The organism is Lachnospiraceae bacterium, assembly GCA_025758065.1.
Lineage (GTDB): Bacteria > Bacillota > Clostridia > Lachnospirales > Lachnospiraceae > Enterocloster.
Genome location: CP107199.1, coordinates 2493721 through 2513587, shown reverse-complemented (window position 1 = coordinate 2513587; position 19867 = coordinate 2493721). Strand labels below are relative to the sequence as shown.

Here is a 19867-nt window from a genome sequence, read left to right as displayed (position 1 = left end):
TAACTTCACCTGTTTTTTGATATTCTTCTGTTAAGTCCCCCATCGATCCTGCGTATCTTATCTAAAAGCTTTTCTGTGCGGCAACGCAGATCTTCAATACGCTTCTCCAGCATTTTTTCCCGCTCTGTCTTTCCTTTAAAACAGCTTTTTACATTCTTTAATGGACCTTTAGCCAGATCTCGTAGATACCGGGCCTGAAGGCTGTTTCCCACAGTCTGCAGGATGATCTGTTCTTCACAGTCTGCATGGCGCTGCAGCTGTTCTCCCCTCATATCTAAAAGAAGAGAAGCGGAGACTGTGTCGCCGCGCTCCACTGCCTCCGCCAGTTCTTCCGTCAGACTACAAACTTCTCTTAATATATTATATCTCCTTTGAAGATATACCAAAATTGTTTCCAAGTCTGCGCTCATATATTCTCCTTTAACCGAAAACACTTCGTTCTCTCACAATATGCTGATCGCCGGAAATCTTTCCTGCCTGGTTAAATGCATCTCTTAATTCAGAAAGTATGTGGCTGATCCTTGGAATCTCTTCTGCCCTGCGTTCCCTTCCTGTTTTAACACGGCTGATATCATAGATCAGGTACTCATAGATACGTTTCAGATCCTTACTGATGGGATACTGCATATCCAGTATCTGTATTAAATACCGGACGATCCGTCCTGCTTTTTCGAGACACTCTTCAAAAGTCTCATATTTTTTATCCTCAAGTGCGATTTGTGCCATTTTCAGACGCTTCACTGCTTCATCATACAATAAAAGCAACAACTCCAGATTGCTCATAGAATAGATCGTACTTTCCTTGTACTGCTTAAACTTTTCATACATGTTTCCTTACCCCCATCAGCCACCTAACTGTGACAGGTAGCTGGACTGTGAATTCATCTGATTAATCAGCCTTTCCATCTGCGTAAACTGGCTGATATAACGGTCCTGCTCAGTTGACAGCTGGGACTGCAGGTTTGTGATGGTTTCCTGCATATCCTTTAATTCTTTATAAATACTGTTGTTAGTCAGGGTCAGGCTTAGTTTTTCAGATCCTGCCTCTTCAATAAGCACACCATAGGAATTTCCATTCCTGCTTGCATATCTGGTGGCATAAGTAGAAAGAGTACTGTCTATGGTGTTTACAATACCATGCGTGCCTGTGAACAAGTCTGATACCTTTTCCGGATCACTGTCCATGGCCGTTTTAAACTTTTCTTCATCAAATACGATCTTTCCACCTGCTGTGTAATCATCTGAGAAGGAAATTCCGATCTTTTCAAGATCGTCATAAGAAACACCATTTATCATCATTGAAGAGAAAATGCCCTGGGTAGCATTGTCCAGATCTTTTAAAGCGCTGCTGTTGTACAGAATACCCTCTTTTGCCTTCAGTCATGTGATGTTGCGGTGTACATAAAATGCGCCGCTTCTGTATACTTTGTCCCTGTAATCCTATAGATTCTATATACATATTTCGGCGCAGCATGAAAATTTATAAGATATAGGAACTGCCGTCTGTTTTCTGCTTTTTCTTGCCATTTAACCCACCATCCTTTCTTCATTTTTTGTAGCAATCTGTTTTGCCAAAAAGATTGCTTTCTGATATTCATCCTGGTAATTAAATTCAATATGCAGTTCATCTTTACCCATTACCCGTATGCTTCGGATAAGCTGCATGACTGCCCGACGGTCAATATCCTCCATAGTAGAAAATTTCATAAAATGGTTGATCCAACGGTTTCGTTCGCTTCGGTTTTCTAATACATCTGTAAGTTTTTCGTTCCATTCAGCGATTGCTTTTTGGAACAGTTCAATATCTGCATTGTATTTTCGCTTGTAAGAGAGAAATTCTTCCTTTGTCAGAATTCCACTTACCAGATTTTCATAGAGTTTTGCCTTAAAGCCCTCGGTCTGTGCCACACGCTTCTCATTTACTCTGATCTGTGCGGCATATTCCTGCGCCAATTCCCGGTTAATCCGTTCTTGACTGATACTGGACAGCAGGGCATCCAGAGAAGCAACATTTTCAATATGTCCTTTCAAACTGTCCTGTACACATTCAATCAGATCCGACTCTTTCAGCATGACCGACGATGTGCAGCCATTCTTTTTGCCGGTCGGGCAGTAATAATAGTGATACTCTTTATCTTTATAGCGGTTCGTCTTGCGGGTCATACGGCAGCCACAGCAGCCGCAGATCAAAATGCCGGAAAACAGGTAAACCTTATCCGATTTGGGAGAAGTCCTTGTGTCAATCCTGCGGAGCCTTTGCACCAGATCAAAATCGTGCTTTTGTATGATTGCCTCATGGGTTCCCTCCACACGAATCCATTCCGAAGAAGGTTTGTCCTCACGCTCTTTTAATTTGAAATGGGGCGTTGTCTGCTTGCCCTGGACCAGTGTTCCGGTGTAAGTTTCATCTTGTAAAATGCGGATGATTGTAGTTGCAGACCATTTGCAATCCTTTCGGTCTGTATAGCCACCTTTTGCATGAGGCATTCCGTGATTGCGCTTATACGCCAACGGTGAAAGAATTCCTAATCGGTTCAGTTCATCCGCTATATGGGAAGCGCTGAATCCTTCCAGCCGTTTTCTGAAAATATCCCGCACAACATTGGCAGCATATTCGTCTACTTCCAGGCTCTTGTGTTTATCGCCGGCTTTCACATAACCATAGATGGTAAAAGCACCCACAAAATCCCCGCTGCGCCGTTTTACTTCCAGGGCGCTCCGTGTCTTAACGGAAATATCCCGACAGTAAGCCTCATTCATAATGTTTTTGACAGAAACTGTGAGATCATCGGCAGCGTCATTTTCCGTATCTACATTATCGTTAATTGCGATAAAACGCACTCCATAGGCTGGAAATACTCTGCGCATATAACGGCCTGTTTCTATGTACTCACGACCTAAGCGGGAGAGGTCTTTGACAATCACGCAGTTAGCTTCGCCTTGTTCGATCATCCGCATCATTTCCTGAAATGCCGGGCGATCAAACAAAACTCCACTATAACCATCGTCAATTTTTTCTGCCACAACCTCAATTTCCGGGTGTCGGGCTATGTAATCATCGATCAGGCGCCGCTGATTGGCAACGCTGTCACTTTCTACTGTTTTATCATCCGTATAAGAAAGACGGATGTACTTAATCGCTTTGTAAACCTGCATAAAAAAACACTCCTTTCGTTGCACAGAAAAATCCCCGCAATTCAAGAAGTGTGGTTATGCCATATTCAATTCCTTTTCCGATTCTTATTCTACCATGCTTTTACGGAAAAGTCAGCCCCTTTCTTAAAATTGCGCCTATCGTAAAATACCCTTGATACATTCTTCCAGGGTAGCTCCTTCAGCAGAAAAGCTGGCCTGTACAGTAAAACGGCCACACTTAAAATGGTATGGATTTTTTATCTGCTGAACAAATTCTGCAATCCGTTCATCACGGGAAAGTTCTTTGTTGACAGAGACATCCCGAATGTCTACCAGCGTACCCACTTCACTGACAATGGTGTTCAATTCCATAGTATCAACTCCCTTCTGAAAACTGTGTTATCAAAACCACATGAATAGGTCGGATCTATGGTTATTGCACACATAAATCCGGCCCATTATATCTGATTTCGATTTTACTGCCGTATTTGCCACGCACCCCGGCAAGTCCTTCTGTTATAAGGACGGGGCTGTTACAGGCTGCGGGTAGCGTCACCGCATCATAGTCCCACATACGCCGCCGCTTTGCCAGAGCAAGCAAACGCCGCAGGAACTCTCCCCAAGTCTTTAGGAAGCTGTGAAGAAGTACCATTATGATCTGTGTCGTTATCGCGTCCGGCTTGCCACAGCCGGTTTCGTAGGTTGCGTTTATCGCTCGGACAGCTTGGATTCATCACCTCCTTAGGCTGCCTGTCACCGCGCCGCCCCATCTGCCGCTCGGAACACAGAATGAAGTACCTGTAACAGCGTATATTCGGTTGTCAAGGAACAAGCAAGGGGCATGGCAGACAAATTGATATTGCAGTTGGGGTGGGAGGATGTATATGCTTCCTTACCACACCCGTCCAGCTTGTCCCACCGAATATGTCCCTCTACTATTCAGTACATTTTTAGGGGCAAAGTTGCCGTCTGTTATAAAATTTCTTTGAAATATTTTTCCAGACTACGCAATCCGGCTTCAATAGAACGGGTGATCCGGCTTTTGTGTGTTCCTTCCGCTTTGGCAATATCTGCTTTGCTCATGCCAAGAAAAAAGTGTGCATAGATCCGTTGGCGCTGCTTTACCGGAAGTTTGGAAAGACCTTTATAAATCAACTCCGTCATTTGACGCTGTTCCCAAATTTCTGCCGGGTTAAGAGGCTTTTGCAATATCTCACGCTCAATACCTTCGTCTCGATCCAGAGAGTAAAATGCTTTATAGCGGTATGTACGAATCCGATAGGCTTCTTCCAACAACATATATTCCCGAAGCAACAAAGCAACTTCATCCGGCACCTCAACGATCATGTCCTGTGTATAATACGGGTAATAATCCCGAAGATTGATTTTCTTCATAGTAATTTCCTCCAATTTCGATGTTTGAGTTGATGGCAAAAATCGAAACCAGAGGGTGGGCTGCGGCAGCGATAAGGTCTAAGTCTCTTTCTGATTAAAAAAAGGGTACAAAAAAGCGCGCCCGTACAAAGAACAGGCGCGCCAAAGCAACAGTATGAAATTTTTCCGGGAGGTTGACAGCGAAAATGCTCAAACTTTGTCGAAACCAAAAACGCCACAATCCATACGAGCTGGACTACGACGTATAGGTGACTGAATGTAAAGCAGTTTATCTGCGGATCTGTGTTGCATAGACGCATAGGCATTTCCTCCCATCAAGGAGGGGCCTGAATCGGCTGCTTGATACCTCCTTGGGAGAAAATTATATCGATTATGTTTCCTGTATCAGTCCGCAGACATTCGCTTTTTACTCTTTATATTCGCAATTTTCTACATATTCTGCTCCTTAGAATATATGCTGCAAAAAGCAAGCCCACAAGGGGAACCGACACCTTGTGGGCTCATATTATAGTTGTTCAAATTTATAGCCGATCCCGGCGACACTCTCAATGTAGTTTGGAAGATCCGGTTCAAAACGCAATTTCTTACGCAACTTACTCATATGATTATGAATCGCTTTTCTCGAATAGAAATCACAATCCTCTTTCCAAACCAAATCGGTAATCAGTTCGTAAGTAAAAACACGTTTGGGATTGGCAATGAGCAATGCCAGTATATCAAACTCCTTACTTGTCAAGTTGATAATCCGTTCCCTAACCCTGACAGTGCGGTGTTCCAGACATAGATAAAGCTCGCCTTCTTGTATTTCTGTAAGAGGATTCTTCTCTGCTGCGGAGAAAGTGTGACAGGAATTGAATACTGTTCCATGACTGACTCCTTGTTCCAAAATATATTGCATTAGAGCATTCTTTTGTTCCTCGTTAAGAAGCAGAAATAACTTTTCACCAATCTTCTTGCCGGATTCTTCAATATCAAAAACAACTAATGTCCCATCACATCATCACCTCCATATTTTGATAAATTTATTGATTAGAGCTCAATTCTTGCTTTCGATGGCTTATCTTCCCAATAGGTAACTTTAATCGTTGTTCCCTTGTCAGGAACGTTGTTTCCTGCACCAATCCATTTTCGGCAGATGTAATCTTTACCGTCTATCGTATATTTGACCTTGATAGTATGCGGAAAGGCTGCGCCATCCATCGCATGAACGCGGGCAGGTTTACGATTCACTTTTAACCACCATTGTTTTGTAACTGAAATTACAGTTCCCATTGTTTCTTTTTCCATAAGTTATACCTCCAATGATATTTTTGATTGATGATACCTATTTTCTATTCAGCCTTTTCTTTGTTTGTAGTAAAAGCGGAACGCTGCTGCGCCGGTGGCCGCCAACTGTACCAGAATCAGCACAGCAAACAGACCGAAGCTCTCATAGTAGAACAGTTATTTTAAAAAAATATAGTCTGTTCAAATGATGCCATTTATTGTATTCTAAATTTGTAGGTAAGCTGAACGGGTAACTTACCAAGGGATAGCGGCAACAGATGTCTATCTAACCATACTACCATTGAGATCGAAAAGTATGAATTGAAGAGTACAATAATAGGGTTGATTGAGGATCAACTTTTATTTTTTGTACCTTCATGTTAGAAGCCGTTGTGGACTATTACCTAAAAATAATAGATATAACACAAAGAGAATTATTCAATCTGTCCAAGCATAACAGGAAGGAAAAGATTGAAATTCCATAGGTAGTGGCTTCGTTGACGCGACTAAGTTCAATACGGAAAAATCGGTCTGCAGGTGTGTCAAACAGAAGACACTATTTTTTTATATCTGAGACCGATTGTTTCCGATACAATTTATGGAACATTCAGCACATCATGGACAAACCAAGTCTGAGCCGTGACCATAATGGCAAATGTGCAAATAGCAAAGAGAAGTACTTCAGCCACAGCATTGACACGGCTGGATTGAAGTTGCTTTTTCAGATTGGCAGGCAAGATTCTTGACAGCAGACAATAAACTAAAAATCCAATACAGGCTCCAGCGGTATTTGTCATCAAGTCATTGATGTCGGAAGAACCCCAGCCAAACATCTGGACAATTTCAACAGCCAAAGAAAACAGAAAGCCAGTCAATGCAACCGTCTTCATGTGATGATATTTCTTGTACAGCAGCGGCAGGAAAAATCCCAACGGGACAAACAGAATAATATTCAGAATGGTATCAATTGGCCCAGTTATCATACCGATAAATGGAGTCCAAGAAATGTTCGGGCGAAAGGTCATTGTGCTTGTAAAGCCGATGCCTGTGACGGTCAAAAGTCCGAATAAATAATAACCAAAAACAAACACTGCAGCGGTATGGAGAAAACTTTGTGTTCTCCCCAATTTTTTGAGCCACAAGAAATACAGTACGAAGACTGGAACCATAAACACATACCCACTAATTGAGCGGATGAGAATATCAGAAATTGGTATCATTATTATCTCCTTGTCAAATTCAAATTTATTGCCCATTCCAGCATTGAGCATTTTCTCATAAAGCAAACAGAATACTGTCATTAGTAACGACGGTATTCCCATAATGCTAATCGTAAGTCTAATTGTTCAATGTCGATTAGACATTCACTTTTGCATTTTGGACAAAAGAGAGGAAAATTTTTAAGTACGGTATCTTCCCGAATTTTGTCGCGTGTTTTATTCCCGCAGACTGGGCAGCGGATGAACTCTGTTTTCTCCATATTGTTCACTCCGAATTGCGATCATTCTTTTTCTTATCCCGATATTTCCGTATGAGTTTATTACGGATAGGAACGCCAACACCAAGCAAAAGCACAACTACCAAAATTGTAAAATCCATACAATCACCTCACATTTCTTTGTTCTTCATAATCCGAATGGACAAGAAGATTGAAACCGCATACATCACAACAATAGCAAAAACCGCAAGGAAAACGAGAAGTATCGGAGAAGATTCAACGACTGAAATAATTGAGTTCCCGATAGCTGGCATTTTAGAGAGAAGAAGTAAAGTCACCAAAAAACCGGCCACTGGAATATACATAAATACCCGTCCTTTGATTGAGCCGTACTTGTAATATCCCGGAATCTGGAACACGGTATAGAGTGCAAATAAGAATACTCCTGCAATAGCGGCAGTTACAATATCAAATACGCCAACTGTTTCACCCAGCACTTTCAAGACAAGCGGCTGTGCAATCAAAGAAATAATCAAGGAAAGAAGCCCCATTGCAAGGACAAAAACATAGCGTCCGATCACAAGCTCGCTTTTACGAACAGGTAAAATACCAAACAGACGATCCATGCTGTTTTTTTCTGTGATGGAAAAGGTATATCCCGTCGTCATGGCAATAAAGCACATAGCAAATGATACCCCTGTCAGCAAAGAACGATTGATTGCGGCAAACACAATCGGCAGGAGCAGGGTAAAGCAAATCGTCTTAAAATATGGTTTTACCAATGCAATATCTAATTTTGTGGATTTCAAAATATTACTCATAATCGTCACCTTTCTTGCTTGTAAACACTACAATTTCATCAATGGTGGCAGGATCAACGGTCAGGTTAGGGAAACCGCTAATATCTTCGGTTTTCATCAGAGCCTCAAATCCCGTAGGGAATGTACGAATACCAGCCGCCTTATTTTTCAGATCATCGGACAGTTCCTCAATTCCACCTTTTACAATGCGGAACATATCTACAAAATCATCTTTGCTGCCAGTAAAGTACAGCTCGCCATAACTGATGTAGGTAATATAATCGGCTGCACGCTCCAAATCGCCTGTGATATGGGTGGAGAACAAAACACTATGCTCGCCATCTTCAATATACTCTGAAAGAATTTTCAAAAGTTCATCTCTGGAAACCGGATCAAGTCCACTGGTCGGCTCGTCGAGGATCAGCAGTTTGGCGTCGTATGAAAACGCACAGGCAAGCATTAACTTCATCTGCATACCTTTGGAAAGTTCTTTTACCTTTTTGGTTGGTGCAATGTGAAATTTCCGTAACATATCCGCAAATTTCTGGCTGTCCCAATTTGGATAAAATACCGAAATGGATTTTTCAACCTGCGACACTTTCCAATCATCACTGAAATAATTTGTATCGAAAACAACGCCCAGCTCTGATTTTACTTTTTGTTCTTCTGCGATATTATCCAGCCCCATCACTTTGACTGTGCCACCGGTGCGCTTGAGCATATTCAAAATCAGTTTGATTGTCGTTGTTTTGCCAGAACCATTCGGGCCAATCAAGCCCATAATATATCCCTTTGGCAAAGTAAAGCTGATATTGTGAAGCTGAAAAGAATCAAAAGATTTCGAAAGATTCGTTACCTCTAAATAATTAGTCATCTGTTTTTACCTCCGTTAAAATGTCCAAAAGGCGATGTAATTCCTCTGTGGATAGATTTGCCATTCTTGCAGCTTTTATTGCTTCGGTGAGATTGTTTTCTACTTTGCAAATAAGCTGCTCCTTAATCAGTTCTGAACCAGACCCCATTACGAAACATCCACGCCCCTGCACATTTTTAACAAAGCCCTCTTGCTCTAATTCTGTGTATGCCTTTGTCACTGTTAAGACGCTGATCTTTAAGTCTTTGGCAAGTGTTCTAAGGGAGGGCAAAGTTTCTTCGGCTTGAAGCTCGCCAGATAAAATAGCCGCCTTGATCTGCTGTTTAATCTGCTCGTATATGGGGACGCCAGATACATTTGAAATAATCAGTTTCATTTCTGCATCCTCCGTGTGTTTTAACTGTTATGCTGTTGTGTATAACAGTATAACACAAACGCGGCTAAGATGTCAATACATGGAGCTAAACTTACTGGCAAGCAATGCAATCTTACGTAAGATTGCGTATTTAGCAGAAATCCCGTTCCCGGAATTCCTGCTAAATGCTTGTTGGTGACATATCCCCAAACCCCTGAGATCATTGCGGGTGGCAATGGCTGCGCGTTCCGTTGGAACGCTGAAAACGAAAAGCTGACAAACCTTATTGACGTGATTTTTCTGTGCTGCGCTGCGGTAGCGGTGGGGAAGAAATCTCTAATAGATATTCCACATTAGCCCGAACATTATGAAGTTCTTTCATATCATTTTTGGCCTGCTTATAGGCAGAATAGGCTTTCCGTTTTTGTTCCAGAAGATCGGTGTATTCCTCCCGGAGAGATTTAACAGAGGGGAGCTTTTGGATTCCTAGCTCGTCAAAATGATTCTTTGCCGCCTGGTGCAGCAGAATTTCAGCCTCATGTACTATTCGGTATTTTTTGCTGTACCCGGCTTTGCGATATTCTACATAGACAGCCCGCGTTTTCGCATAGTTTACGATCTGCTTTTGTAGCTCGGCATTGGCGTTCATTCTTGACTCTAAATCTTTAATTTGAACGGATAAGGTATTGAAATTAGTGGTAGCGGCGTTGGCTTTTTCCAGAAGATCCTCATAACCCATATCGCCATGTTCTTTTAAGTAGAGCACTGCCTGGGAAAGCTGTTTTAAGTTGAACACTTTTGCCCAACGCTCATAACCGGGACCTTTGCCGGAACGGATTGCAGCCTCTATATCTACCAGCAATCCAACTTTGGAAACCGGTTTTTTTGAAAAAGTATGGCGGGATTTTACTGTCCGTGTACCGGCAATTCGTTCTTTGATGGCCTGTTCTGTATAATCGCCTTTGAGCGTATCGCATCGGGTATAATTTTCTTGTCCCGGAACTCGGAACCGAAGATGTTTTCTTTCACGGTTAACTTCAATCCCGGCAGCCTCCAGCTTCTTTAGAAGTTCCTCAAAATCTTTTGGCATTTCCTCTAATGCAGCATCAATAGCAATACGTATCTGCTCCTGAAAGGAAGGCTGCTTTTTATTTCCCAGCCATGTGCCATAATGCTCCCGGCTGGGTTTCGGATTTTCAACAATCGAAAGTCCATGCTCCAAACACAGCTTGTCATTCATTCGCCGGATTGCCCAGGTAGAGCCCCAGAAGTTGCGAAATTTTTTCTGACAGTCCAGTGTAGTAGAGTTGATAATGATGTGATTATGGACATGGTGCTTATCTACATGGGTACAGACGACAAAGGCATGTTTTCCTTTTGTGAGTTTTAGCGCCAGCTCCCTGCCGATCTGATTGGCTTCTTCCGGCGTAACTTCGCCGGGCTTAAATGCCTGACGGAGATGGTAGGCGATCACATCATCCGCCCCCTGGTTTCTGCCGGTCAGATTTGCATACTGTCGTTTAGAAAGAAGAAACTCTGCATCAGCAAGCCGGGTATCACACTCATAGCCATAAATGAATTTTCCAAAATCGGTTTTCTGCGGATTTTCTACATAATCAATAATATCTGCAATCGCAGTAGAGATATTCCGACCTTTTCCTACATGCAGAGGCATCAGTCTTGTGGTCGCTATTTTCGTCACCTCCTTAACTTAATTTCAATCAGAGAAGTTATAATTGCAGAAAAAGAGCGGGGCTGCCTATGCGCCCCGCCAAATCTGCTTAACCAAATATAAAATCCTTTAAGGCACTGTTTGCCCCGCCAATGATCCCTACCAGCCATGCAGCCGCCAGAGGCAGACCGTATGGACTGATAAGAAAGGCGATCATAAGCCATGCAAGACCCGGCAAAAAACCTGCGACAAAGAACAGCACCAATGCCGCCAGAAAGATGATCCCGGAAAGAATCCCAAGTACCGCACCGGAAAAAACCACTAAAAATTTACATACCAGATAAAGAATCCCCGTAACCAGCATAAAGGGAAGTGCCAGTAATTTACCTATCAAACGCATACGCTTTGCCTCCTTTCAGAAGGGCATCTGCCCTTATAAAAATTTTACCGTGACGGCAAAAAGAAAGCAACGGCTTTCCGGTTGTTTATGAAATGTTTGCAAATCCCCGGATTAGTTTATCCATGCCATCCCAAAGGCTGTCCAGACGGGTGCGGATGTCCTCTATATCTGCGGCATAAATACTGCCGGTCTCATTGGCCCGTCTGGTATATTGGTTTAAGTTATTGGAACAAATGCGGAGAAGTCGGATCATTTCTTGAATGTCTCCCATATCAAGGTGAATGATGTAACCGTCTACGGCCATCTTTCGCAGATATGCCGACAGGTTGGTAATGCCAAGTTCCGCCATGCGTTCTTTTACCAGTTCGGCCTCCGCTTCGGACATGACAAATTCGACGCGGACGGATTTTTTGTTATGCCTGCCCTTCATCGTTCCAACCCTCTTTTATGAGATGAGACCTCCTGTGTTGAAACCACCGTCTTTGCTCTTTTGAGTTTTTCCCGCAGGGTGGTCTTTTCCAGCTTATCAAGATATTCCTCCAGATTTCCGGCTGTCGCATGATAGCTGCGTTTGAAGCGTTCCCGTTTTAGGATCATCATCAGCTCCGGCTCATTTTCCGGCAGATAAGTCATTGTTTTAGGGACTCCATGCTCTGGCATAAGCCGGTTCATAAGCTGTCTCCGTTCCTGATAGGGAATCGTGATAACATTTCCATCCTCAAATGCAACGGCTACATTTCCGATTGGACAGGTCAGCTTTTTCATCCGTTCCACATGTTCTCTGTAATTTAGCGGATAGAGATCGCCAAATATTTTTCCGTCCCTGACTTCTTTCGAAGAGATGGCATAAGCCAAAACTGGATCATTTGTCTGTTCATGGTAAAACCGCCACACTTTATTTTCATGGCTTCCATCCAGATAAACTTCCCGTTCGCGCAGGGTATAGGTTCCGCAGGAGCGTGACATCCAAAGAAGCTGTTTATCCTCTGAACGTTCTGACACAGCCAGTTTTGAGATTAGTTCTTTATCCAGGTCAAAGTCCTCTTTATAATGTTGGGTATGAAGATCTACGATACGGGAAAGAGCACCCAGAAGATCTACATCCTCAAATCTTACCTCGGCCATCAGCGTTCCCTTTCCGGCACAGGAGGGATCATCTGCCTTGCTTCGTGCTCCGGTTTGTCTGCTTTCAGACGGTCCATCAAAGATGGCTTTGCTTCCGGCACCAGCTCCCGGATTTCTTCATCCGTCTGTCCATCTGTCAGATCCGGACGCACAGGTGGTTCGTTATTTAGCCTGCCATCCAGCATATTGTAGTTGCCGGTCTGACCTTCCTCATAAAGTTCTGCATTGCGCAGATAACTCTCCGGCGCCTGAAATGGCTGTCCGGCAAACAGAATTTCTCTTTGGGTGGTAAACTGTGCAAGGACCCCATTTTGCAGTCTTGCAAATTCTTCATACTGGCGCAAGGTAAGCCCTCGTTCCAGCATTTCCGTCTGGGTATGCGCCCAGCCTTCTCCATAAAGAAAATAATACATGTCGGGCTGATCACAGACAAAACACAGGGAACCGTCCTGATTGTCATAGTAAGATGGCTGCATATCCTGGTAATGGCAACGTTCCTCACGCCCCAAATACACACGGTTGTCCGCACCCAGCATAGCGACCATACCCGCGTAATTACTATGGACCGCAGAGCGGATTTCTACCAGCGGATCTGTTTGAGAAGGAATCTGTCGGCCCGGAATCTCGTTTTGTTTTTCCGCTGCATCATTTCTTGGTATTACTTCTTCATGGCTGCGCGCATCCAGTTCCGGTTGAGATGTTCCTTTCCGAACAGCGCCGGGTTCCGGTTCTTTTTCTTTCACATAGTATCGGACATTTGCTGTCGTATGCTCGTTGGCTTCCTTTGCATAGTTTTCAGCGTCGGCTTTGCTATCAAACTCCAACGGTTTTCCATTTTCCTTGCACCAGCTTTGTGCCGGTCCGAAAATAGAAGTGCTGCTTCGTACTGCCCATACACCATAGGTCCGTTTCCTTTCCATTCCGCATCCCTCCTTATCGTTCCTGCTGTTTGGAAGTTTGTTGCTTTTTTACTGGGTCTGCCGGTTTTGTTGCCTTTAGCTGCTGACGGAGAGAATTCTTATGCTCCGGTTCGGAATCTGTGATGTTGACATATTCGCCAATGATACAGAGCGCTTCTCCATAACTGCCGGAAGCAAATACCCGGTCAGACATTTCTTTTGCCTGTTCTTTTAGACCATGCTCCCGCAAAGTACGGGAAGCAATACCAAGCAGATTAAAAATGTTCCCATCTGCTCCGATCAGAGGGCAGTCCGGTTTATCTGCCAATGGTTCCGGTGTTTCTATAAATCCGCCTAAATAATTCGGCACAAAGTCCGACAGCCATGTGCCGCCATAGACTTCATGGGTCTGTAAACGCCACAGGGCAAGTTTCCCTATATCCAGTTTCACATCATCAAAAGGGTAAAGCAGACAGGTCAGTTCTCCGTGCTGAAAAGCAAACACATTTTCAAACTGGCTGCCATCTTTCAATATGCCTGCATTTGTCAGCATTTCGTTGATCCCGTCCACCCATTCTGTCAGATCTCCGCCGCAGCCCTGTAAAATCAGTCCTTCCTTATCCGGCATACGGCGAAGATCCTCTGCAGTAATCGTGTTGATATTCAAAAAATCGCCTCCTATCGTTTTTGTTAAAATATAAGTTTTGTCCGCAACTTAACCTCATTTCAAAGCACCGGAGTATTCTTATACAGCTCCCTTAAAAACAGATGCGAATAGCCATTGAAAATCAAGGACTTTTGGGGCTAAGTTGCGGACATATCATGGTTGGTTTTGCCGCTGCCGGCGTTTGCGTTTCCGCTCGGATTTCCGTCTTGCATAGACCCGGCAGGCATCGGAGCAATATGCCTGGCTGGTTATAGGAAGATATGATTTTCCACACACAGGGCATATTTTCTGTCTCATGGAGGTGTCCTCGCCGGTAATGGCTGATTCCAGTGCTGCATCCACCGGCAGCACCGCTTTTTCAAAGTACCGGCAATAAGCACCGGTCCACCATTTATTCAGCATGTAGCAAGGGCTGTCCAGGGGAAGGCAGATCTTATCCTGAGAGTCATAGTTGGCGCAAAGCTCTGTAACCAGCTTTCGGATTGCAGACTGCTCCGAGCGTTTTAATTCCCTCTCTGCCATAATGCCTACCTTTCCGGGTCACTGCTTTGTCTGCCGCCGGAAATTCCGGTTGCATCAGTAACATTCCTGGACTGTGAAAGGGCATCGGCGATAGAGTTCCGCTTTTTCTGTTTTGGTTCATGGTAAATAAAAAGTTCGTTTTTTCCCGGTACATACAACAAGCCATTTTCTTCGCAGCGGAAAATATCACATTCTTTGTCAGTTGAAACAGCATAAAACCCTCTATAATCAAAGGGTACCTTTTGCCGCTCCTGATAGGTACACAGCCCTAAGTTGGGGTCACTTGCCAGCCGTTTCGATATGGCGAAAAAGTCGCCTTCTTTTTTGTAAAATTTTCGTATGGGCGTGAAGTGATAACCTCCATATTCAAAGGTTTTTCGATCAATCATTTGCGCCTGCCTTTCTTTACGGGAAATTCCAGCTTGAAATTCACATATTTACCGCCGGTATCATCCAGGATCACTTCCGCATCATAGGTCCTTCCTGTTTTTTCACTGTAAAGCCCGGACATAGAAATGCGGCCCTCTTTCAAAAGAGCCGCTGCCACAGACTTTGTGATAGATTTTTTCTTGCTGGAAAAGAAACGGTTATCTTTCCAAAGAGCAAAAGAACATTCCCTGTTGCCGCAGAAAAAACCTTTCTTTCCTTCAAATACCGGGGCACCGCAGCGGGGACATACCCCCACGGCTTCGTGTGCAGTTCCTTTGGAAGAAGGAAACAGATCCGCAAAACGTTCTTCCGGGGTAGTATGTTCTTTTACCAGCGTCCGGCTCATATCTGCAATCTGATCCATAAAAGATGTTGCCGACAGTTCGCCATGTTCCACTTGTTTCAGCATGGATTCCCATTCTGCAGTTAAGATGGGAGATTTGATATTGTCCGGCAGGACTGCGATCAGGTTCTTTCCTTTTTCCGTAGGAATGAGCTGCTTTTTCTTTCGCTGTACAAATCCGGCAGAAACCAGCTTTTCCAGTGTTGCCGCACGGGTAGCCGGAGTACCCAATCCTTTACGCTCGGCATCTTCCGGCATATCTTCCGCACCGGCAGTCTCCATAGCGGACAGCAGTGTGTCCTCCGTATAATGTTTCGGCGGTGAAGTTTTCCCTTCACGGAGACTTGCTGACACAGTTTCAAAAGTCTGTCCTTCCTTCAGCACAGGGAGAGCGGCATCTTCATTTTCTCTGTGTTCCGTTTCACTCTGCCTGATACTCATACGGTGAATCCGTTCCACCTCTTTCCAGCCGGACTGTAAGATGGTCTTTCCTTTTGCCGTAAAAGTATATCCCTGGCAGTCTAACATAGCGGTGACCGCTTCAAACCGGTTTGCCTGCGTTGTGGCACAAAGCAGTCTGACGGCAAGCAGGGTAAGCACATCCCGCTCCCCGGAAGGAAGCTCCGACAGGTCTGTCCGTGCAATCTCCACAGTTGGGATGATGGCATGGTGGTCGGTCACTTTGCTGTCGTCTGTTACCCGGTCAATGTCCGGCTCTCCGGCGCAGCCTTTTCCAAAGGGCATATTGTCACGCAGCCATAGGATCAGGGAAGCGGCGGTTGCCTGCATGTCCTTCGTCAAATACTGGCTGTCCGTTCTCGGATAGGTTGCCAGCTTCTTTTCATAGAGAGATTGCACATAATCAAGGGTCTGTTGAGCCGTATAGCCATAAATACGGTTACATTCCCTTTGCAGAGTTGTAAGGTCATAAAGGCGGGGAGGCTGTATAGTTTTTACCTGCTTTTCCGCAGAACGCACAAAAGCGGAGTTGTGGTCACAGTCCATACGGATTTTTTCAGCCTCGGATCGTTCCGTCATTTTTTCGCCGGAAGCAGTAAAACCTCCGCAGGTGATTTCCGGCACATAAAAAGGCTTGCTGATGAAGGATTCAATATCCGACTCACGCTGTACCAAAAGTGCCAGCGTCGGTGACATAACACGGCCGACATTTAGTGTGACACCATACAGGACAGAAAAAAGCCGGGTGGCATTGATCCCGATCAGCCAGTCGGCTCCTGCCCGGCATACTGCCGCATCATAGAGTTTATCGTAATCACTGCCGGGACGGAGATGGTCAAAACCCTCACGGATCGCCGCATCCTCCATACTGGAAATCCAAAGGCGTTCCATAGGCTTATTACATCCGGCATATTCATAGACCAGACGGAAGATCAGTTCTCCTTCACGCCCGGCATCCGTAGCGCATACCACAGAATCAACCCGTTTGTCCTTCATCAGCCGGCACAAAAGGGCAAGCTGCTTTTTCTTATCCTTTGGAACTTCATATTTCCAGTTTTCCGGTAGGATCGGAAGGTCCTCATACCGCCATTTGGCGTACTGTTCTTTGTAAGCCTCCGGCTGTGCCAGTTCCAAAAGATGTCCCACGCACCAGCTCACCAGATAACCGGAACCTTCGAGATAACCGTCTTTTCTTTCCGTTGCGCCTAATACTGCTGCCAGTGACATAGCAACAGAGGGCTTTTCTGCAATCACAAGTTTCAATTTTTATTCCTCCTTCATAGTTTCACATTCTTTATCCGCAAGTTTTCCGGTTTGCATAAGACACATCAACATAACGCCGGAAGCCATTCCTCCGGCAAAGGTAAGGAAATGTGAAATCAGGTTCCACATAAGCATTCCTCCTAAAAATGGGTAAAGAAAAACGCCCACTTCAAAGTGAGCGCATCAACAGGTATCTATTTTGTTTTTGGTTTCAAGTGATCCGGCAGGACGATCTCTCCAACCGGGATTTCCCGCAGTTCCTTTTTCATCCGATGGGTGAAGCGGATCGTCTTTGCCGTACCGCCGGTTTCCCGTCCGTCATATACAGCGATCACTCGGTCGGAGTGCTCCACCATATAGCGGTTTCTGTGGGAGTAGACGCTTGGGAGATATTTTTCCTGTATGACAACAACATCCGCACAAGCCTCCAGCAGTTCACGGGTTCTTGTTTTCTTATTCAGGCTGTCCAGACGTTTGCGGTAAGGGATCACTGCGATCAGCTCCAGCGCCGGATTAGTCTGCTTTCTTTCCAACACCAGCTCTGCAAAATACTGATCCACGCCATCTGCAAAGCCACTCATAAAACAGGTAAATCCATCTGTAACGGCAGCATCGATCTCATGTTCCAAAGCGGCTTTTATTTTGTTGATCTCATTCTGCGGCAAATCCCTGTGTCCGGTAACACAGCAAGTCTTTCCTTTCATCGGTCATCCCTCCATCTGATAGGTAAATTTCTTCACTTTTCACATAGTAATAGATTTTATTTATCAAGTCAACGATAATACCCTTTTTCTCTTTGCGGATAATAAAGGGGTGTAAGGTACAATCTATTACAGAATGGGAGGTGAAGGCGATGTATGAAGATTTTGTCCCGGAACGATTAGCGAAGCTGCGGACACAGAAAGGAGTTTCCGCACGCGATATGTCTTTATCGTTAGGTCAGGCAAACAACTACATCAATAATATTGAGAATAAAAAGTCACTTCCCGCTATGCAGTCTTTTTTCTACATCTGCGAATATCTGGGTGTGACTCCGCAGGAATTCTTTGACGAAGGAAATACTTACCCGGAAACCTTGAAGGAATTCATTGCAGAGGCAAGACAGCTTGATCCTCAATCCATGCAATATATCCTTGGTATTATGAAAGAACTCAATAGCAGAAAGTAGGCGGTCACGGTAATGGCCGCTTTTTTCGTGACTTTCTTTATTATATTTTATAATGTTCTCGAAATGTCCGCTCCCTATACCGATAAGTATTCAAAAACTGTTCCCCAAACAGCCTTTTTCTATTCGCCGGTACTGCCAAAGCTGCCGGTTCCTCGCTCTGTTCCCAGATCTGTTACAAAATCCGCAATGACAGTCGGCGTGATCACAAGCTGCCCGATACGGGCTCCCTTAAAAAGAGACTGCGCCTGATTGCTTACATTGCTGATGATCGCATGGATCTCTCCTCGGTAGCCGGAATCCACAGGCGGCAGTTCACAGACCAGACCTTTTACCGCCATACTGGTACGGGGAAAGATATATCCCGCATACCCATCCGGTATTTCCAGTCCAAAACCCAAAGGAATTTTGGCGATTTCTCCGGGCTGTAAGGTGCAGTCATAGGGCAGATAAACATCTGCTCCGGCATCATTGCCATGAGGACGGTAAGGACGCTGGTGCTCCGGCACGCCAAAATCGATTAGTTTTATTTTCATCGGCAGCCTCCTTTCCAAAGAGCGGGATAGTCTTTTTCTAAAATATCCTCTGGCGTCATATCTGCCTGCAGTTTTCGCCCGCAGGTCATTTTCCCTTCCAGACATCGATCCAACTGACAGAAAGGCCCGGTCAGTGACGGGGCAAACAAGGCAGGGCTTAGGTCATAAAGTTCTTTCCAGACCTTTAACAGCACGATCCTTGTTTCATCTGTATTTCTTCGGCATACCCGCTGGCCGATGATATGTTTCCACTGATAAGGGGTGGCGCTGATGAGCAGTACATTCCGTAATCCCTGGGGCGTGGCATAGCCGGCCGCATCGTGCCCGCTTCCGGCAGTGCACAGGGCTTCATAACATTTCATGCTTTCATTACAACTTTTTAAGTACAGCTCCTGTACCACAGCCGGAGCCGTCATAATAGAATACGGGACAGCGAAATCCGCCTGTCCCGTATAGTTGCTGTACTGCAGCGATGCACTCATAAATTTTACTTCGTTCTGGTGGCGGGTGATCTGCGCCAGAAAACGCCTGCTGGCGCCGACAATGGCTACCGTGATCACCGCAAATTTCTGGATGGTAGGATGGGGAAGCGCCCCCATAGCTGCTACTGTCTGAACGCTGAATGATTTTTCGTAGAGCTCCATCAGGTCGTCCATTGAGGCAATCTTATGTCCCTGCTGGGTAAGTCTTGCCGCAAAGACCATGTTTTTTTCTGCTTCCGCTACCGCCTGGCAGTTCAAAATTTTTACTTCAATCTGTTTAATTGGTATGTCCCTCCTTTACAATCGCTTTCAGTAAGAACAGATAGTTAAGACTGTCTGTGATCTTTTCGTCCCATGTGTCCATCGGATAAACTGTTTCCTCGGCAAAGCACATATCGTATAGAGAAACAATATGCTTTGCCAGCATACCGGCAAGGGCACGCTGGGGCGTTGTGTGCTGTAAAGCTGCCGCTGCCTTAAATGCACCCAGCCGGTCCGGATCATCCCCGGTGTATTCTTTGGTTTTCCGTTTCAAGGTATCAGCACAGAGCCGCACCTGTTCGTCAAAAACGGCATTGACTTCATTTTGCGTAATATAGCATCCCTCCTTTGAAAACAAGAAACCGGCTATTCTAAAGCATC

At 44.8% G+C, this 19867-nt stretch carries 28 protein-coding genes; 1 reads left to right on the top strand and 27 read right to left on the bottom strand.

From position 1 onward, the window contains the following. Positions 1-5: 5 nt before the first annotated feature. The 24 genes from OGM16_11625 to OGM16_11510 form a co-directional block, all read right to left on the bottom strand. Complete coding sequence (locus tag OGM16_11625) at positions 6-410, bottom strand: hypothetical protein (GenBank protein UYJ45469.1); 405 nt, start codon at positions 408-410, stop codon at positions 6-8. Between the two features lie 10 nt (positions 411-420). Continuing rightward, a complete protein-coding gene (locus OGM16_11620; protein UYJ45468.1) occupies positions 421-828 on the bottom strand; it encodes a flagellar protein FliS in 408 nt (135 codons plus the stop codon). 15 nt (positions 829-843) lie between these two features. Further along, on the bottom strand, positions 844-1332 hold the full coding sequence (gene fliD / locus OGM16_11615) for a flagellar filament capping protein FliD (GenBank protein ID UYJ48449.1): 489 nt from the start codon (positions 1330-1332) through the stop codon (positions 844-846). A gap of 195 nt (positions 1333-1527) precedes the next feature. Then, a complete protein-coding gene (locus tag OGM16_11610; protein ID UYJ45467.1) occupies positions 1528-3156 on the bottom strand; it encodes a recombinase family protein in 1629 nt (542 codons plus the stop codon). Between the two features lie 135 nt (positions 3157-3291). Further along, a complete protein-coding gene (locus tag OGM16_11605; GenBank protein ID UYJ45466.1) occupies positions 3292-3507 on the bottom strand; it encodes a hypothetical protein in 216 nt (71 codons plus the stop codon). Positions 3508-4107: 600 nt separating this feature from the next. Beyond that, positions 4108-4530, bottom strand: a complete 423-nt coding sequence (locus tag OGM16_11600) for a sigma-70 family RNA polymerase sigma factor (protein UYJ45465.1) — start codon at positions 4528-4530, stop codon at positions 4108-4110. Positions 4531-5035: 505 nt separating this feature from the next. Further along, positions 5036-5428 (bottom strand): winged helix-turn-helix domain-containing protein, encoded by a 393-nt coding sequence (locus tag OGM16_11595; GenBank protein ID UYJ45464.1) that lies wholly within the window; start codon positions 5426-5428, stop codon positions 5036-5038. 131 nt (positions 5429-5559) lie between these two features. Further along, positions 5560-5817 (bottom strand): sugar ABC transporter permease, encoded by a 258-nt coding sequence (locus tag OGM16_11590; protein ID UYJ45463.1) that lies wholly within the window; start codon positions 5815-5817, stop codon positions 5560-5562. Positions 5818-6392: 575 nt separating this feature from the next. Then, the gene (locus tag OGM16_11585) at positions 6393-7016 is read right to left on the bottom strand and encodes a VanZ family protein (protein UYJ45462.1); all 624 of its coding nucleotides are present in this window, start codon (positions 7014-7016) and stop codon (positions 6393-6395) included. Between the two features lie 80 nt (positions 7017-7096). Further along, on the bottom strand, positions 7097-7276 hold the full coding sequence (locus OGM16_11580; GenBank protein ID UYJ45461.1) for a cysteine-rich KTR domain-containing protein: 180 nt from the start codon (positions 7274-7276) through the stop codon (positions 7097-7099). 128 nt (positions 7277-7404) lie between these two features. Next, positions 7405-8055 (bottom strand): ABC-2 transporter permease, encoded by a 651-nt coding sequence (locus tag OGM16_11575; GenBank protein ID UYJ45460.1) that lies wholly within the window; start codon positions 8053-8055, stop codon positions 7405-7407. Then, positions 8048-8908, bottom strand: coding sequence for an ABC transporter ATP-binding protein (locus OGM16_11570; protein ID UYJ45459.1), 861 nt, complete (start codon positions 8906-8908; stop codon positions 8048-8050). The genes OGM16_11575 and OGM16_11570 overlap by 8 nt, the downstream gene beginning before the upstream one ends. Continuing rightward, positions 8901-9284, bottom strand: coding sequence for a GntR family transcriptional regulator (locus tag OGM16_11565; GenBank protein UYJ45458.1), 384 nt, complete (start codon positions 9282-9284; stop codon positions 8901-8903). The genes OGM16_11570 and OGM16_11565 overlap by 8 nt, the downstream gene beginning before the upstream one ends. Positions 9285-9546: 262 nt before the next feature. Continuing rightward, positions 9547-10956 (bottom strand): relaxase/mobilization nuclease domain-containing protein, encoded by a 1410-nt coding sequence (locus OGM16_11560; protein ID UYJ48448.1) that lies wholly within the window; start codon positions 10954-10956, stop codon positions 9547-9549. An 88-nt stretch (positions 10957-11044) separates the two neighbouring features. Beyond that, positions 11045-11335: a CD1845 family protein gene (locus tag OGM16_11555; protein UYJ45457.1), complete on the bottom strand. Its 291-nt coding sequence runs from the start codon at positions 11333-11335 to the stop codon at positions 11045-11047. 85 nt (positions 11336-11420) lie between these two features. Next, positions 11421-11765: a plasmid mobilization relaxosome protein MobC gene (gene mobC, locus OGM16_11550; protein UYJ45456.1), complete on the bottom strand. Its 345-nt coding sequence runs from the start codon at positions 11763-11765 to the stop codon at positions 11421-11423. Next, positions 11762-12460 carry a hypothetical protein gene (locus OGM16_11545; protein UYJ45455.1) on the bottom strand — a complete coding sequence of 233 codons (699 nt, stop codon included), beginning with the start codon at positions 12458-12460 and terminating at the stop codon, positions 11762-11764. Before OGM16_11545 ends, mobC begins: the two co-directional genes overlap by 4 nt. Continuing rightward, positions 12460-13380: a DUF4316 domain-containing protein gene (locus OGM16_11540; protein UYJ45454.1), complete on the bottom strand. Its 921-nt coding sequence runs from the start codon at positions 13378-13380 to the stop codon at positions 12460-12462. Before OGM16_11540 ends, OGM16_11545 begins: the two co-directional genes overlap by 1 nt. A 13-nt stretch (positions 13381-13393) precedes the next feature. Beyond that, positions 13394-14026: a hypothetical protein gene (locus tag OGM16_11535; GenBank protein UYJ45453.1), complete on the bottom strand. Its 633-nt coding sequence runs from the start codon at positions 14024-14026 to the stop codon at positions 13394-13396. 153 nt (positions 14027-14179) lie between these two features. Beyond that, the gene (locus tag OGM16_11530) at positions 14180-14548 is read right to left on the bottom strand and encodes a cysteine-rich VLP domain-containing protein (GenBank protein ID UYJ45452.1); all 369 of its coding nucleotides are present in this window, start codon (positions 14546-14548) and stop codon (positions 14180-14182) included. Positions 14549-14553: 5 nt separating this feature from the next. Then, positions 14554-14937, bottom strand: a complete 384-nt coding sequence (locus tag OGM16_11525; protein ID UYJ45451.1) for a hypothetical protein — start codon at positions 14935-14937, stop codon at positions 14554-14556. Then, entirely contained in the window at positions 14934-17042 is a 2109-nt protein-coding gene (locus OGM16_11520) for a DNA topoisomerase 3 (protein UYJ45450.1), read from the bottom strand. Before OGM16_11520 ends, OGM16_11525 begins: the two co-directional genes overlap by 4 nt. Positions 17043-17045: 3 nt before the next feature. Further along, a complete protein-coding gene (locus OGM16_11515) occupies positions 17046-17171 on the bottom strand; it encodes a DUF3789 domain-containing protein (GenBank protein ID UYJ45449.1) in 126 nt (41 codons plus the stop codon). 65 nt (positions 17172-17236) lie between these two features. After that, entirely contained in the window at positions 17237-17746 is a 510-nt protein-coding gene (locus OGM16_11510; protein ID UYJ45448.1) for a DUF1273 domain-containing protein, read from the bottom strand. Between the two features lie 149 nt (positions 17747-17895). On the opposite strand from OGM16_11510, the gene OGM16_11505 reads away from it, so the two are divergent. Further along, positions 17896-18210 carry a helix-turn-helix domain-containing protein gene (locus OGM16_11505; GenBank protein ID UYJ45447.1) on the top strand — a complete coding sequence of 105 codons (315 nt, stop codon included), beginning with the start codon at positions 17896-17898 and terminating at the stop codon, positions 18208-18210. Positions 18211-18329: 119 nt separating this feature from the next. Here the strand turns inward: OGM16_11505 and OGM16_11500 are convergent, their stop codons facing one another. From OGM16_11500 to OGM16_11490, 3 genes are read right to left on the bottom strand one after another with little or no spacing between them, the layout of a single operon-like run. Next, positions 18330-18743 carry a deoxyuridine 5'-triphosphate nucleotidohydrolase gene (locus OGM16_11500; protein ID UYJ45446.1) on the bottom strand — a complete coding sequence of 138 codons (414 nt, stop codon included), beginning with the start codon at positions 18741-18743 and terminating at the stop codon, positions 18330-18332. After that, the gene (locus OGM16_11495) at positions 18740-19447 is read right to left on the bottom strand and encodes an FAD-dependent thymidylate synthase (protein ID UYJ45445.1); all 708 of its coding nucleotides are present in this window, start codon (positions 19445-19447) and stop codon (positions 18740-18742) included. The genes OGM16_11500 and OGM16_11495 overlap by 4 nt, the downstream gene beginning before the upstream one ends. A 55-nt stretch (positions 19448-19502) precedes the next feature. After that, positions 19503-19844, bottom strand: a complete 342-nt coding sequence (locus tag OGM16_11490; GenBank protein ID UYJ45444.1) for a hypothetical protein — start codon at positions 19842-19844, stop codon at positions 19503-19505. Positions 19845-19867: the final 23 nt, after the last annotated feature.